At 67.4% G+C, this 16162-nt stretch carries 11 protein-coding genes and 2 pseudogenes; 4 read left to right on the top strand and 9 right to left on the bottom strand.

Annotated features, from left to right (window positions below):
* Positions 1–892 (top strand): sialidase family protein (locus tag ELR45_RS27370; RefSeq protein WP_165368140.1); only part of this gene is annotated, 892 nt, incomplete at its 5' end.
* A gap of 369 nt (positions 893–1261) precedes the next feature.
* On the opposite strand, the gene ELR45_RS27375 is transcribed toward ELR45_RS27370, so the two are convergent.
* From ELR45_RS27375 to ELR45_RS27405, 7 genes and pseudogenes are all read right to left on the bottom strand, one after another.
* A complete protein-coding gene (locus ELR45_RS27375; protein ID WP_129669152.1) occupies positions 1262–1852 on the bottom strand; it encodes a dihydrofolate reductase family protein in 591 nt (196 codons plus the stop codon).
* A 27-nt stretch (positions 1853–1879) separates the two neighbouring features.
* Positions 1880–3171, bottom strand: a pseudogene (locus ELR45_RS27380) (IS256 family transposase).
* Positions 3172–3363: 192 nt separating this feature from the next.
* Complete coding sequence (locus ELR45_RS27385) at positions 3364–5964, bottom strand: HNH endonuclease signature motif containing protein (protein WP_165368141.1); 2601 nt, start codon at positions 5962–5964, stop codon at positions 3364–3366.
* A gap of 773 nt (positions 5965–6737) precedes the next feature.
* Positions 6738–7544 (bottom strand): ABC transporter permease, encoded by an 807-nt coding sequence (locus tag ELR45_RS27390; RefSeq protein WP_129669154.1) that lies wholly within the window; start codon positions 7542–7544, stop codon positions 6738–6740.
* On the bottom strand, positions 7541–8320 hold the full coding sequence (locus tag ELR45_RS27395) for an ABC transporter permease (RefSeq protein WP_129669155.1): 780 nt from the start codon (positions 8318–8320) through the stop codon (positions 7541–7543). The genes ELR45_RS27390 and ELR45_RS27395 overlap by 4 nt, the downstream gene beginning before the upstream one ends.
* On the bottom strand, positions 8317–9063 hold the full coding sequence (locus tag ELR45_RS27400) for an ABC transporter ATP-binding protein (RefSeq protein WP_129669216.1): 747 nt from the start codon (positions 9061–9063) through the stop codon (positions 8317–8319). Before ELR45_RS27400 ends, ELR45_RS27395 begins: the two co-directional genes overlap by 4 nt.
* 158 nt (positions 9064–9221) lie before the next feature.
* Positions 9222–10328, bottom strand: a complete 1107-nt coding sequence (locus ELR45_RS27405) for an ABC transporter substrate-binding protein (RefSeq protein ID WP_129669156.1) — start codon at positions 10326–10328, stop codon at positions 9222–9224.
* A gap of 570 nt (positions 10329–10898) precedes the next feature.
* On the opposite strand from ELR45_RS27405, the gene ELR45_RS27410 reads away from it, so the two are divergent.
* On the top strand, positions 10899–11927 hold the full coding sequence (locus ELR45_RS27410) for an adenosine deaminase (protein WP_240760187.1): 1029 nt from the start codon (positions 10899–10901) through the stop codon (positions 11925–11927).
* Between the two features lie 17 nt (positions 11928–11944).
* Positions 11945–13162: an amidohydrolase family protein gene (locus tag ELR45_RS27415; protein ID WP_165368142.1), complete on the top strand. Its 1218-nt coding sequence runs from the start codon at positions 11945–11947 to the stop codon at positions 13160–13162.
* Positions 13163–13247: 85 nt separating this feature from the next.
* Here the strand turns inward: ELR45_RS27415 and ELR45_RS27420 are convergent, their stop codons facing one another.
* Together ELR45_RS27420 and ELR45_RS27425 are read right to left on the bottom strand one after the other, a co-directional pair.
* On the bottom strand, positions 13248–14843 hold the full coding sequence (locus ELR45_RS27420) for a PucR family transcriptional regulator (protein ID WP_129669159.1): 1596 nt from the start codon (positions 14841–14843) through the stop codon (positions 13248–13250).
* Positions 14844–15065: 222 nt separating this feature from the next.
* On the bottom strand, positions 15066–15839 hold the full coding sequence (locus ELR45_RS27425) for an alpha/beta fold hydrolase (RefSeq protein ID WP_129669160.1): 774 nt from the start codon (positions 15837–15839) through the stop codon (positions 15066–15068).
* A gap of 147 nt (positions 15840–15986) precedes the next feature.
* Between ELR45_RS27425 and ELR45_RS42990 the strand changes: the two are divergent.
* A pseudogene (locus tag ELR45_RS42990) lies at positions 15987–16162 on the top strand (osmoprotectant NAGGN system M42 family peptidase); the annotation flags it as partial.

Below are 16162 nucleotides of genomic sequence, written 5' to 3' on the forward strand. Positions count from 1 at the left end.
GACGCTCTTCGTCCACGACGGAGCGCTCCACGCGCTCGGGACCAGCACCCGATACGGCGACGTCGTCATCCGCAGGTCCGACGACGGCGGCGTCACGTGGACCGAACCGACCGGTAACCGGTCAGGTGTTCTCCGTACCGGCCGCTACCATTGCGCACCCACCCCCGTCGTCGTTCATGCGGGCCGGATCTGGAAAGCCTACGAAGACTTCGAAGGACATGGCGGCGGAGAATGGGGCACCAGCTTCCGGGCCGGAATGCTCTCCGCACCGGTCGATGCCGATCTCCTCGACAGCGCTAGCTGGTCGTCGACCAACTACCTGGAGAGCGACCCCGGCTGGTTCGGCACCGAAATCTGCCGAGGCTGGCTGGAGGGCAACGCCGTTGTCGGGCCGGACGGGTCGATGGTGGACGTACTGCGCGTCGACCACTGGCAAGGTCCCCGAACCAAGGGTGCGATCGTCGAGATCGACGAGACCGGGTCCCGAGCCACCTTCGACGCGCAGACCGGGTTCATCGACATGCCGGGCGGCGTCACCAAATTCACTGTGCGACACGACCCGGCCTCCGGCCTCTACTGGTCCCTGGTGAACGACGTGCCGGAACCCGAAACCACCGCCAGGGGACTCCGATCACGGAACTGGGTCGCCCTGGCCTGGTCCAAGGATCTGCGCGAGTGGAATGTCGGGCAGTACGTGCTCGACTACCCCGACGACGACCTCCACCACGGGTTCCAGTACATCGACTGGATCGTGGACGGGGACGACATCGCGTACGTCTCGCGGACCGCGTTCGACGACGCCTACGGCGGCGCCAAGAACTTCCATGACTCGAACTATCTGACGTTCCACATCGCCAAGGACTTCAGGGCGGCCGCGGCAGGCACACACTGAGCTGCTGCCGTCGTTGATCGGTTCGCATGAGGAATAGTCAAGACCTGTGGATTGGCGTGTCACGCGACTGGCTGATCACCTCCTGATTCGGTCTCGTCGGGGGCGTTCGACGAGTTGGCCTCTTTCGAATGTCGCGTTGGCTCGGACGACGTCTGATACACCTCAGGAACCAAATCGCACGTCCAACACCTCGTCTCGCATCTCGCTTAAACCGGGGTGTTGCAATCACCGACAGAACCCAAGGATCGGCTAACGAGACGGCGGCCGAAGCGGCCATCGGTTCGCAGCAAACCATCAGGTCAAACGGCGGTCAGAACCTGATAGCGACCAGGTCGCGCGTCCTGACGGCCGACCGATCAAGGCACAGAGTCAGTCCCCGGCGCCGGTCGCGTCGTAGCGCAGTTCGACCAGCTGCGAATCGGGCAGAACTCGAGCTGCGAGCAGTTTCAGGCCCGCTCGCGATCCCGAGTAGAGCTTAGATCCGTCACCGAGCAGGGCGGCACCGACGAGGACGACCAGCTCGTCGACCAAGCCGTCCGCGAGCAGCGGATTCCAGGTCGTTGCGCTACCGAACATGAGCAAGTCATCGCCGCTGCCCCGCTTGAGCCGCGCGATCTCCTTCGGAGCCTCGGCGCGAGACACCACCCGCGTTGTCGCCGCCCAGGGGGCGTCAGGGTCGACCTTCATCGAGTCGCTGATGACAACAGCATCCAGGGAGGTAACGAGTTCAGCGATCTCGTGATCGCGGTCGTTCTGCGACTCGTCGGCGGCCACGGCAGACCAATGCTCCCAGTTGCCGGGGAACCACGTGCTGCCGTACACGAGCGTGCCCGCGCGCCGTAGAAGGCCGAGATTGTGAGTGTTAAACGCATCCTCGAACGGCATCGAGGCGAGATCCTTATCGGGACCTTCGTAGTACCCATCGAGAGACGTCAAGACAGAGACGATGAGCTTCGGCATGCCACGATCGTAACCTGGATTGGCGTGTCACGCGACTTGCTGATCACCTCCTGACTCGGTCTCGTCGGGGCGTTCGACGCGTTGGCCTCTTTCGAATGTCGCGTTGGCTCGGACGGGGCGACCAGGTGTGGCGCGTTGACGGCGCGCCAGCGGGCTTGGGCGGACTCGATGAGCTTGACGGCCATGGCCAGTCCGGCGGCGCGGGAACCGGGTCCTTTGGGTGACTCGCTGCCGCAGCCTCACGGCGGCGAAGGTCGATTCGATCGGGTTGGTGGTACGCAGGTGGATCCGTGCTCCGCGGGGTAGTCGTAGAAGGCGAGCAGCACTTCGAGGTCGTCGGTGATTTGGCGACCGCCTTGGGCCACTTCGTGCCGTCGTCGGTGGCGAACGCCTTCGCGGCTGCCTCGGCGTGCTCCCTGTCTTCGGCGTTCCAGATCTCCGCCAGCGCGACCTTCGCGCCGGGCTGCGCTGATTTGGGCAGTGCGTTGAGCACGTTGGCGATCTTGTGAAACCAGCACCATTGCTCGCGGGTTTCGGGGAACACGTCGCGGACCGCGGCCCAGAACCCTAGCGCGCCGTCACCGACCGCGAGCACCGGCGCCCACATCCCGCGCCGCTTGCACGAGCGGAGCAGGTCGGCCCACGACGCCGAGCTCTACCGGTGCCCGTCGTCGAGGGCGATCAGTTCCTTGGTGCCGTCCGCGCGGACCCCGACCATCACCAGCAGGCACACCTTGTCCTGGGTGAGCCGGATCTTGAGGTGGATCCCGTCCACCCACACGTACACGTAGTCGGTGCCGACCAGCGAGCGCTGATTGAACACGACCGCCTCGTCTTGCCACTGCTCGGTGAGCCGGGTGATCGTCTTGGCCGACAACCCGGCCGCCGAGCCGAGGAACTGCTCCAACGCCAGGGCGAAGTCCGAGCTGGATAGGCCGTGCAGGTACAGCAGCGGCAACACCTCCGCCACCCCCGGCGACTTGCGCGCCCAGGCGGGCAGGATCGTCGAGGCGAACCGCTTGCTCTCCCCGGTGACCTCATCGGTGCGCTTGTCGTTGATCCGCGGCTGCCTGACCGGCACCGCACCCGCGGCAGTGGTGACCTCCCGGTGCCGGTGGTAGCCGTTGCGGACCACGAGCCGGCGGCCGTGCTCGTCGACCTCGTCGACAACACCTCGACGTAGGCGCTCACCTCGGCCTGCAACGCCCCGCGAGCATCTGCCGAGCACCGTCGCGGACGATCTCATCCAGCAACGACCCGCCGGCCGCGTCGGTCGCGTTCTCGTTGGACGCCTCGGCGTCGTGGACTACCTTGAGCATGGGTGCACCTTCCCGAGCCGACGCGCCAACGCCGACCCTGATCAGACGAATCGGATTGCTTCGATCTTGCTCGGGGGTGCGCCTGCTTCACGTCACCCCGCCGAGAGCCATCCACAGGTTCTGATCATTGCTCGGTTCGGATGCGTCACGGGTACTAAGCGCGACAGCACATCGAGACCCATGATCAACACATCAGAACGGCGGCTCGTCTCCCGGTTGAACGACAGTACGTGGCGGGTTGGCCAGCCAGGCCGCTCTGGACCTGCGGGTACGCGGCGTCCGTGTCGGCGTTCTCACGGGTGTCTTGGCCGGCTTCGGCATGATCGACGGTATGGCGCAAGCACAGGTGTCCAGGCTGGCGCAGCCGCACTCCCTCGCGCTCGTCCGGTCGGCCTCCCCTCGTCGGGCCTCGCCATTGACACCAGCCGTGGGCTCGCCATTGGCACCGGCCGTGGGCTCGTAGTCTGACCGACTACCGGTGTCGTCCGTGAGGTCCGCCGTTCCAGCTGTGCTGCGACGCCGGATGCGACGCAAGGACTGCTCGGCGCGGAACTTCTCGGTTTCGCAGGCACGAGGACTGCGCGATCGGGGAACGCTCGTCGCCGGCATCACAGGGGGTACCCGGTTGATGTGGGTGTGCCCCAACGGGCTCGTCCATTCGACGACGCCAGGTCTGAGCATACGGACTTGCCACCCGCCCTCATGTTTGAGCCGGTGGTCGTGGCGGCACTTGCACGCAAGGTTCGCGCTGGTGGTGGACCCGCCCTGAGCATAGTCAACGACGTGGTCTAGGTCTGCGCCCCGAGCCGGCACCTGGCAGGCGGGGTGGACGCAGTAGCGGTCCCGGGACTCGATCCAGCGACGTAGCCGGATCCCGGCTTGCCGGGGTCGTCTACCTTGTTCACCGCCACTGACACCACCGACACCGCCGCCGCCACTGACACCACCGACACCGCCACCGACACGGGCACCTTCGGCACCACTCGCGCCGGGCACGCCCGTCGCTTCCGGTGCTTCGGCCTCCGCGCGCGTTCTTACCAGGGTGGCGGCGTAGTGGCTGTAGATGTCGGCGATGACCCGCGCCCAATCGGGGTGATGGGCAGCTCCTGATACCAGCTGCTCGAGCTCGGACGCGCGCAGCTGGAGCTCCACAATGGCTTTCCGCCGGGAAGCATCATGTCGGGGTGACGAACCATCACGCCGGGGTGGCGAATCATCGCGCCGGGGTGTGACATCGTCCCCCGGCATACGCCGGCTTTGAGTGGTGGGTCGTGCCGCCGTCACGCCGCAGTCGATGGCGCGTCCATGTTCGTCGCAGACGATCCAGCGCCATTCGGCGTCGGTCATAGCCGCGATGATCTCTCGTCCTAGGGCGGCGGGCACGTAGTCCCAACCGACGACCTCGGCCGGACGCTCGTTCAGCCCGAGTAGCGAGCAGATCTCTACGCGCAGCTCACGCACCGACCACGGCCTCGCGATCACGGCCTCGGGAACTCCTTCCGAATCCGCCGTGTCGCTGTCACCGGCAGGGGCAGTGGAATCCTCGAAGCCCGCAGCGCTGCCACCGCCGTCGGAATCCGGTACGTCGCCGCCGTTTCCCCGCGACACACCACCGTCCGGGTCGTCATCGTCCTCGTCATCCGGGTTGATGTCATTGCCACCGGAACAGCCCAGATTGTCGTCACCGGCGCCGTCGGGCGTCTCGCTGCGAGGCCTCATGTCATCGTGCGCACTCTCGCCATCGTCGGAGAGATCTCTCACCCCATCCGCACGACTCTTCGTGTCAGCACGAGCAGGGCTCTCGCCGCCAACGTCAGTTTCGGCGCCTTGGCGGTCCGTGTCGCTATGGCCGTGACCCTGGGTACCCGCGTCGTTCTGGCTCTCACCGTCACCCGGGCACTCACCGTTACCCCGGCACTCACCGTCACCCCGGCACTCACCGTCACCCCGGCCCTGGGAGCCGCCGATGCGGGGTTCGAGATAGGGGTGCTTCAGGACATAGGCAATGACCTGGGCGTTGTCCATCAATTCGAACGTGCCGTCGAGCATGCCCAGGTAGATGTCAGTACGGATATGATCGATACGACGAGCATCGCCAGCACGTTTGCACGCCCTGGCTATGGCGTCGACACGGTCACATGCCGCGGCGGCACGTTCGATCGGCAGATCCAATCCGGACACGTTCGCCGTGCCATCCGGGGTGCGCCGCCCCACTATCCGACGCTCGCGCACTGCTTTGCGGTACTTCTTCGCTGCCCATTCCGGGTCGACCGCGATTGCCGCCCGCTTGATCCGGTCGATGAGCTCACCCACCATCAACATGGGCGCTTCCGGCAGCAGATCAGCACAGATCTGTGCGGCCTGGTCATGATCGAGCCCGTCCGTCCACTGGCAGAATGCCTCCGCTCGCGGTTCATCCAGCACGCCCGCATCCATGGCGGCGCCAAGCATGGGCAACCGCTCAAACACGTCGTGTGCCAACGTGAGGGCGCGTTCCGCCCGCCGCCGCGACCATACCAATGCCGCGCGAGCCTCCTCTGAGGAGAACTCTCCCAGCTCGGCGTAGCGCTGCACCGTGTCGACCGAGCCAGGGATACGCAGCCCGGTCTCCAACAGCGACCGTAGAAAGACGGCCCGCTCATGACACGACTGCCGATACGCCGCCGCCATCACCACCACTGTGTCGAACCCGGACACTCGTTCCACCGGGACCGCTTCTAGCGCCGCGGCCAGTTGTGGACCAGGGGCCATCGTGGCCAGGTCATCGGGAATCGATACAGGTGTCGGCGCCATGGTGAGCCTCCCTCCACGCGGCTGGCCGCAGCGACGCGGTCCACACGCCGCATAAGGACAAAGAGAGTTGCCCCGGCTACCGCACCGGGAACATGCACGGCCAACACCAGCCGTGTCACCAGCCATCGAACCTGAGGGGATCACTCACCCATCGACTACGCCAACCGTATATCAGACACACATTCGAATCAAGGCCATTGACGCGGCATGACGACGCATTTAGAGGACAACGACAATGGCTCCGACCGGAGGTCAGACAGACGAGTCGGTGCGGACCACGGAGCAAATGCCACCCGGCACGCGCCACCCGGCACGGACGACGGAGCAAGCGCCACCCGGCACGCGCCACCCGGCACGGACGACGGAGCAAGCGCCACCCGGCACGGACGACGGAGCAAGCGCGACCCGGCACCGGCAACCTGCCACGGATGACGGGGCACGCACGACGGGCAAGCGCGACGTAGCGCGTGCGACACGGCACGGACGATGAGGCCGCCGATCGTTCACATGGACCAGGACCGCCGAGCCTGTGCGCACGGAGCAGACGTCGTGACCCCGTGATCATCAACCTCTGGGCCGGTCATCGTCCGGCGAGAAGGTCGCGCAGATTGGGCGATGGGATCACCAGGCTCATGCCCAGCCGGGCCACAGACCGACGAGCCTGACGCACTCAACGCAACCCGCCACCTGGTGATCCTTCGGCCCAATCTGCGCGACCCCTAGGACGTTGATGATCTCTCTGTCAGGATTCTTCGTGCCGGGTCACGGGCATGTCACGGGCTCTCGGCGTCCTGGCCGAAGCGCGCCAGCACCGCCGCCTCGGCGATGCTGACCAGGGTGTACAGGATGATCGCGGTGCCGGTCACCACGACGACCGACGCCCACAGCTCGTCGTACCGGAAGCCGCCTGACGCGCGCATGATGGCACCGCCGATGCCCTCGCCGGTCGCGAGCCATTCGGCGATCAACGCACCGGTCAGAGCGGTCGGCACCGAGATCCGCGCGGATGCGAACAGCGCCGGGAGCGCGCTCGGCAACGCCACCTTGCGCAGGATCGTCCAGGTCCCACCGCCGTACGCCACCACCAGCTCCGTCGAGCGTGCCGACGCTGAGCGCATCCCGAAGACCATGTTCACCAGCACGGGGAAGAACACGACGATCGCACCGACGACGGCGACGCCGCCCAGCCCGCGACCGAAGATCAGGACGATGATCGGCGTCATCGCCACCAGCGGCACTGAGCGCAGCATCATCGCCACCGGCATGAACGCCTGCTCGAGCCCGGACACCAGCACGAACAGCACCGCGATCAGGCCGCCCGCGAAGAGCCCCACGGTGAATCCGGCGGCGGTGTCTCGCAACGTCGTGCCGAGGTTGGAGAACACCGCGTCCCGGTTCGCCGACGCGTCGTCGACGCTGAACAGGTACTCCCAGACCGCCGACGGCGACTTGCCCACCAGCGGGCTGACGTCGAACAACTCCAGGAACGCCACCCACGCCACGAGAGCGACCGCCGACGCCGCCAGCAGCAGCCCCAGTCGACCGGCCAGCATCCGTGCCACCATCGCTCCACGGCTCATCGCTCACCGCCCGGCAATCCCTGACCGGCCGACCACGGAGTGACCCAGCGCGACACCAGCCCGACCAGCGCGTATCCGGCGGTGGCCAGCAGCCCGCAAAGCAGCGCCACCGCCCAGGCCCGTTCGACCTCCAGCTGACGTTGCGCCACGGCCATCGCGACCCCGACCCCGGTGTCGACGCCGCCGAGATACTCGCCGACGATGGCGCCGAGCAGAGCTGCCGGAACAGCGATCTTCAACGCGGCGAACGTCGCCGGCAGCGCGGAGATCGCCTGCACCTTGGTCAACTGCTGCCACCGGCCGCCGCCATACGCGCGGATCACGTCGAGCGTGGTGCGTCGCGACGACCGCACCCCGAGCAGCGCGCCGATCAGCGTCGTGAAGAACACCATCATCGCGGCCAGGAAGACCGACGGGGTACGCCCGCCGAATACGACGAGGAGAAGCGGGCCGATCGCCACCATCGGCAGGCATTGGGTGATGACCGCGACCTGTGTCGCCACCCCTTCCAAAGCCGGAATCAGGAGCACCAGCACCGCGATCGCCAGCGCGACGGCGTTGCCCCAGAGGAAGCCTTGCGCCGCACCGCCCAACGTGTCACCGACATGCCGGCTGTAGAAGTCCCAGCCGTCGTCCGGGAACTGCCGGAGGACCGCCCACGGTGTGGGTACCGCGCCGCTGGCGGAGAACGCCGTCTCGGCGGCGATCCACCAGACGGCCAGAACCACCACCAGTCCCCCGACCCCTACTAGGCGGGCCCGGCTGCGCCCACTCAACCCGATTCCTTGCCGAACAGCACGTCCGAGACATGATCGTGCAGCTCGTGGAACTCCGGCGTCCGCATCATCTCGATGGTCCGGGGCCGCGGCAGGTCGACCGTCACGGTCTCGACCACCCGTCCTGGACGTGGACTCATCACCGCGACCACGTCGGACATGAAGATCGCCTCGCCGATGCCATGGGTGACCATCAGCGTCGTCGCTGGGCGCTCGGTCCAGATCCGCTGCAGCTCGAGGTTGAGCCGTTGCCGCGTCATCTCGTCCAACGCCCCGAACGGCTCGTCGAGCAGCAGTACCTCCGGCTGGACCGCGAGCGCCCGCGCGATGGACACCCGCTGACGCATACCGCCCGACAGCTGCGCCGGCCGCGCCTTTCCGAAACCGTCCAGTCCCACCAGTTGCACCAAGTCGTCGATCAGACCGGGGTCGGGACGGACCCCGGCGACCTCCAACGGGAGCCGGATGTTCTTGACGACGCTGCGCCACGGTAGCAACGCCGAGTCTTGGAAGGCGATGCCGAGCCCGTGCGAGCGGCGCAGCTCGGCCGGCGACGCGTCATGCACAAGAGCCTGACCCTGCGTGGGCTTTTCCAGTCCGGCCAGGATCCGCAGCACGGTCGACTTCCCGCACCCGGACGGGCCGAGCAGCGACAGGAATGAGCCGCGAGCAGTGGCCAGGCTCACCGAGTCGAGCGCATGGACGCTCTCTCGGCCGAGCTTAAAGGCCTTGGACAGCCCCATCAGGCTGATCCCCGATGCCTGGGCTGCCGCGGCCGCGCCGCTTGTCTCGGTCTCCGTCGTCACCGTGGTCACGTCTCTCGTCGGGTCACGTCTCGTGGTCACGTCTCTCGTCGGGTCACGTCTCGTCGGTCACGTCTTGTCAGGTCAGATTTCGCCAGTCAGATCAGGTCCGGGTTCTCGCTGTACACCTCGTCGAGGACCGAAAGGTCGAACAGTTCGTCGACGCCGATCTCGATGCCGGCGTACTGCAGGGCGGCCACGTTGGCGTCCATGAGCTCGCTGGTCACGGTGAACAGCCCGTTGTTGCCGGTGTCCTCCGACTCGATCAGCTCCGCCTGCCCGTCCATCACGTCACGCTGCTCGTCGTAGTCGAAGTTCTGGTCGACACCGTACTTCTCGACGGTCAGGCGCGTCGCCTCGTCCGGGTCCGCCAGGGCGTCCCGCCAGCCCCTGATGGTGGCGGCGAGGAAGGCCTTGAGCTGTTCCCGGTCGTCGTCGATCGTCTGCTGCAGCACGGCGAGGCTCTCCCCCACCATGGACAGGCCGTGGTCGGCGAAGAGGATCTGCTCGGCGGCGAAACCGCGGCGGTTCAACACGGCTGCGCCGGCGGTGGCGTATCCCACGTACCCATCGATCTCACCGACGGTCAGCGGTGTGGGATCGGACTGGAACGGGACGCGCTCCACGTCCGCCGGGTCGATGTCATTGGCCGCGAGGAAGGCGGTCCACACCAGGTCGTTCGCATCCCCCACACCGATGCGCTTGCCGATCATGGCCTGTGGGTCCGGGATCGGGTTCTCCTCCAGGGAGACGATGCAGAACGGGTTCTTCTGGTAAGTCGCACCGACCAGCTTGATCTCGGCGCCCTCGAGGATCGCCGGCGCAGCGATCAGCGGAGACGAGACACCGATCCACGCCTGGCCGGTGCTCAGCGCCGCCTCGGCCGGCGTGCCTCCCGGTCCTCCGGCGCCCAGCTCGACGTTCGAGAACCCCGCGTCTTCGTAGTACCCGCCCTCGAGGGCCATATAAGGCCCGACGAACTGCACGTTCTTCACCCAGGACAGCTGCAGCGTGACGTCGCCGTACGAGCCCTGCTCATCGGCGCCACCGCCCGACCCGGATGCCGTGTCGGCGTCGTCGTCGCCTCCACACGCCGCCAGCAGCCCGCCGGCCACCACCATGCCGGCGGCGCCGGTGACCTGCAGAAAACGGCGGCGACTCACGGAAGTCGCGAGGTTCGACAGCTCCGATCCGGTGACTGGCATGTTCTCTTCCCGTCTGGTGTGTGAAGCCTGGCGCCTGACGCTTGCAAGGGCGAACGAGGCTATGGGGGGCCTGAGCCAGTAGACCGCCCGGCATGCAGCCCGGGCTATCCCCAGCCGCACGAAGTTTGGCACGCGTCGTGTCCCCGGCGTTGTCGGATGCTCCAAAATTCTTTCCGTCGCGTAAGCGGGTGATTCGATCTCACTCGTGACAACTCGCGTCGTCGAAGGCGGATGAAGCCGGCTCCCACCACGACGCCACTCCATAGCCGGCCTGTGTACAGGAATGCGGCCTCGACACAACACACTCTGCCGTCTGCACAGAGAACGACATTGCGGTTGCTCGGGCAGCCGCAATGTCGTCCCCCACGGCTCGCCGGTTGATCATGGGCAGCTCTCCGGTTGATCATGGGCAATACGACGAGCGGACGCTCCCGATGCCGCGCAGAGATTGGTCGATTCTCCAGATACGCGTGACCGGGCCGTGTGATTGGCTCGGAGGCGATGTCATCGAGGACCGTTCCGAGGCCGGTCGGCCTGTTTCCGCACGGTCCGGGAGATCCTGGAGGAACGTTGACGACATGGCCGGTCGCCGAGCTTCATGTGCACATCGAGGGGACGCTCGAAGCCGAGCTCCTGGTGCAGCTCGCCCGCCGCAATGACGTCACGCTGCCGACCACCGACCCGACCGAGCTGCGTCGCCGATACGCGTTCACTGACCTGCAGTCCTTTCTCGACATCTACTACGCGAACCTCACGGTCCTGCGGACCGCCCAGGACTTCTACGACCTCGGCCTCGGCTACCTGGAGCGCGCCGCCGCGGGTGGCGTCCGGCGGGCGGAGATCTTCTTCGATCCACAGGTCCACATCAACAACGGCGTGCCGCTCGACGCCGTGTTCGACGGTCTCGGCGGGGCGCTGCGCGACGGCTCGTCGTCGACGGGCGTGTCGGCCGAACTGATCATGTGCTTCATGCGGGACCTCGGTCCGGAGGCCGCCCGGGAGACGCTGCTGGCCGCTCTGCCGTTCCGGGAACATTTCATCGGTGTCGGTCTCGATTCGGCCGAGGTCGGCCACCCGGCAGGGCTCTTCCGCGACGTCTATCAGATGGCTGCGGCCGAAGGCCTGCACCGCGTGGCGCACGCAGGCGAAGAAGGCGGGCCGGACTACGTCTGGGAAGCCCTCGACATCCTCGGCGTGGAGCGCATCGATCACGGTATCCGCGCCCTGGAGGACCCGCATCTCATGGTTCGGCTCCGTGACCAGCGGATACCGCTGACCGTGTGCCCGCTCTCCAACGTGTGCCTGAAGGCCGTCGGAAGGCTCGCGGACCATCCCCTGCCCGCGATGCTCGACGAGGGCCTGCTGGCGACCATCAACAGCGACGATCCGGCGTACTTCGGCGGGTACGTGGACGACAACATCGCCGCCGTGCAGCGCGAACTCGGCCTGGACGACGAGCTCATCGCGACCATCGCCACGAACTCGTTCAGGGCCAGCTTCGCCGGTCCGGCGCAGCGTAGCCTGTGGATCGACGAGGTGCGAAGCACCCTTGCGGCGACACAAGGCGCGACAGCCCGGGCCGGCTCGGAGAGGACGTGAACATGGCGGAGGGTCAGATGAGACTGTCGGGCATCCGAGTGTGGGACGGCAGCGGCGATGCCGGCCTCTCCACGCTCAGCTGGGACGACGGATGCATCACCGGCCTCGAACCATCCGGCGACGATCCGTGGCCGGAGCTCGCCATCGTGCCCGGGCTGGTCGACACACACGTGCACATGCTGGGCCACGCCGGCGAACGCGGCGACCCAGCCGGCCGGGACACCTTCACCTGGCCCCTGGTCTCGACGCGGGAGGAGCAAGTGCTGCACGTCGCGGCCAATGCGCAGAAGGCGATGCGGCATGGTGTCACCACACTGCGCGACCTGGCCGCCGACGAGGCACAGGCGGCAGTCGGCCGGGTCTTCGACCAGGGGCACCTCAGCGGCCCGCGCGTTCTGGCCAGCGGCGGCGTCGGCATGACCGCCGGTCACCTGGATCTGTTCACACCGCCCGCCGTGCGTGAACGCCCACCGACGGCGGACAGCCCGGCGGAATGTCGCAGGCTGGTGCGCACCTGGGCCCGGGCCGGCCTGACCGGCATCAAGGTCTACACCAGTGGTGGAGTGCTGTCGATCGGCGACCAGGTCGGCTGGCGCAACCACACCCTCGAAGAGCTGCACGCCACGGTCGACGAGGCACATGCCCTGGGCATGCTGGTGGCGGCGCACGCGCACTCGGCGGAGGGCATCCGCATCGCGCTGGAGATCGGCGCCGACTCCATCGAGCACGGCACCGAGATGACCCCGGATGTCGCGGCAATGCTGGCCGAGCGACGCGTCCCGGTCGCACCGACCCTGCTGATCAACGAGATGATCGCCCGCGCCGAGGTGCCCGTCGCGCCGGAGGCGCAGCAGGCCGCCGCCGAGCTGGTCGCCGCCCGCGACGAAGCCTTCCGCGACGCGGCGCGTGCCGGCGTCAGGTTCGTGCTCGGCACCGACGCCAGCGGCTACTTCGTCGAGTTCGGCGACCAGTGGGACGAGCTTCGCCGGATGGCCGATGTCTTCGACACGGGGCCGGAGGCCGTTCTGCGCGCAGCGACGTCCGACGCTGCGGACAGCATCGGGCTGGGCGCGGTCACCGGTCGGATCGCACCCGGCCTCGGCGCCGACTTCGTCGTCATGCGTGGACGCCCATGGGAGCGCGTGCGGGATCTGTCCGCCGACAGCATCGTCGCCGTCGTGTGCCGCGGCCGCGTCGTCGCAGGCGCCCTGCCCGTCCCGTCGGGAAGTACATGATCAAGTACGACGTTGGTGGCCTATAGCGCCACAAAGTCGCACTTGATCATGGAGCGAACGTGGCCAGTCGTTGATGATCTCTCTGTCATGGGAGGCATTGGAGAGCGAGGTAGAAGTCGACGCGATCGTGCGTGGACGAAAGGTCCCGGTGAGTCAGCTTCTCGATCCGGCTGACCCGGTAGCGCAGCGTGTTGACGTGGACGTGCAGCCGTTCTGCCGACTGCTGCCAGGAGCCGTTGGTGTCCAGAAACGACCGCAGCGTAGTGATCAGGTCGGAGCCGTGCCGGGCATCGTAGTCCAGCAGCGGCCGCAGGAGCCCGTCCGCGAAGGAGGCCTTGACCCGGTCCGACAACATGGACAGCAGGGCGTCGTGCGAGAGGATCGTCGCACCTGACGAGACCACCACCGGCCCGTCGCCCGCGGCCCCCTGGAACCGTTGCCCCGCCACCGCCAGCGCGGCGGCCAGCTGGCTGACGCTGTCCGAGGGCTCACTCACCCCGGCGACAAGCTGACGACGCCGCAGGAGCTGGTGGCCGGATGCCGCCCTCATGCATTCGGCAACCGCGTCCGACTCGACGCCGGTCCCATTGAGCAGTACGACGGCGTGGCCGCCGGCCACCGTGCCCAGCACATCCGCGTCGAGCTCGACCAGCTGGTCGGTGACCAGCTCGAGGGTCGCCTGCGGCGGAAAGGACGTGTCGTTGATCGCAGCGACGACGATGACCGTCGGCAGCCTCGGGTCCACACCCAGCAGACGAAGCCGTGCCGACACCTCACCCGGGGGAACGTCTCCGGCCTTCAGCACATCGATGAGATCGCCGATCTGATGCTGCCGAGCCGAGCGGGCCTTCTCCTCGAGGTCGAGCTGCAGGCCCGCGACGCTCAGGAGCGTCTGCACCAACCGGCCCGCGTCCGGCGGCCAACCGCGGTGGTCTCCGGCGCAGACCAAATAGCCGCGGACCCGGGCATCGCTGCCGTGCACGGTCCACACCGAGTCGGCACCCCGGTCGTGCCCGATGTCCGCGTCGTCGTACGTGGTGTCCGCGTCGGCGGTGTCGTCGTCATGCTCGACGACGAGGCCGGTGGCCGGCTCCTCGAGCACCCGGTTGAACAAGCGAGCCAGCCGTCCCGGTTTGAGCTGTGGTCCAGCGCCGGCCACAGCCGTGCCGGTCGGCGAGATGATCCAGCAGTCGATGCCAAGCTCGCGCTGGAACAGTTCCAGAGTCGCGCCCGGCCCATCCCCGATCGCAGCCATCTCGACCAGCCGCCGGTCCAGCGCCGCGGCCCTGGTGAGCGCGAGCTCACGAGCGTTACGCGTCTGGTCCCGGACCGATTCCCGGATCGTGTTGAAAGAGACGTCGCCGGAGACGGTGAGCAGCGGTAGCCGCCGCCGTCGGCACTCCTCGACCAGCCGCGCCGGGATGGTGCCCACCACCAGGGTCCCGACCACCAGGGCAGCCACGCTGCAGTCGGCGAGCGCCCCGACGAATCTGCCGGCGTCGTCCGGCTCGTGGTACCAGACGCAACTGGTCAGCACGAGGTGACCGTCCCCGAGGAAGCGCCGCGGGTCCGGCAGGTCGGTGACGTATGTGTCCTGGACCGTCGCCTCCAGGTCTTCTGGTTCGGCGGCGACGACGCTCAGCCGCAACCGTTCTTGATGGACAAGATCGATGATTCGCAACGGCTCGTCCTCCGCAGGTCTCGAGAACCCATCGCCGGCGGCACCGGCGGCGGTGGCGGTCTGGCAGGTCTGAAGTCAGATTCTGACAGATGTCAAGAGGCTGTGCGGGCAGGGGCGCCGGTGAGGTGAGCGAGTTCCTGTTTCGCACGTATGTGGGAGCGGAGCCCTGGTACGTGAGGCATCCGCGCCCGGGCCGGCCATACTACGGAGTGCCGGGACGGCTCACCGGCCATGGATGGCGTCGACGAATCCGGCGATCGCCGTCGCCGTGCCGGAGATGTCGTCGTCGTGAATCCAGTGTCCGCATCCGGCGAACTCGACATACCGCGTCTGCGGTCGTCGATCGATCATCTCCCGGGCGTGAGCGGTCTGAAGCACCATGCTCTGGGTGCCGTGCAGGAGCAACGCGGGGCAGCTGACGGCCTGCCAGTCCTTCCACCAGTCCCCCACCAGCAGCTCTTGCGAGCGCATCATGTCCTCGTAGTCGAACCCGAGCCCCCAACCGTCGGGATAGCGGATCGCTCCCTGCAGGAAATACGCCGGGTCAGGGACTCCCCGGTCCTCGAGGGCCCGGCCGAGGTCACGCAATGTCGGCGCCCGCTGCGGCCAGTCGCCGACGTCGAGGATCAAGGGCTCGACCACGGCCGGAGCTTCCTCGGCTATCACCGCTTCGACAAGCTCAGGTATACGCGCCGCCAGCTGGTACGCGGTGACGCCACCCATGGAATGGCCGAGCAGGATCACCGGGTCAAGGCCGCGTGCCCGCACGAACTCCGCGACGTCGTCGATGTAGGCATCCCGCGTGAACGGCCCGCCCCGCGGGGCGTGTCCGTGCCCGCGCTGGTCCACGGCGATGATCCGGACGCGGTCCTGCAGCTCCCACGCCAGCGAGGCGAACGTCCGCGCCGAGCCGAAATGCCCGTGCAGCGCCACGACCGCGGGACCGGAACCACCATAGTCGATCACCGGCATCGCCGGGGTTGCCGCATGGCTCATCACGCGGCAGTTTCGCACGCAGTAGCCAGTGACCTCACCCTGGCAACCGTATCCGAGCCGTTGCCGCCGACGCCCCTCGGTACCGCCGATCGTGACACGCCGGAGGCCCGCATCACAGGCCCCGGAGCGTATGTCAATCTTGACCCCATGGACCGCCTCGAGATCGACCTGGAGTACATGCGCAACATCCTTCTGGAGCTGCTGCGCACCCCGAGCCCGTCTGGCCGCACCGACGCCGTCATGCAGATCATCGGAGACCGGCTGGCCGAGCTCGGCTTGCCTATGCAGGTCACTCGCCGAGGCGTGTTACGGGCGACCTTGCA

It is taken from the genome of Phytoactinopolyspora endophytica (genome assembly GCF_004138495.1).
Lineage (GTDB): Bacteria > Actinomycetota > Actinomycetes > Jiangellales > Jiangellaceae > Phytoactinopolyspora > Phytoactinopolyspora endophytica.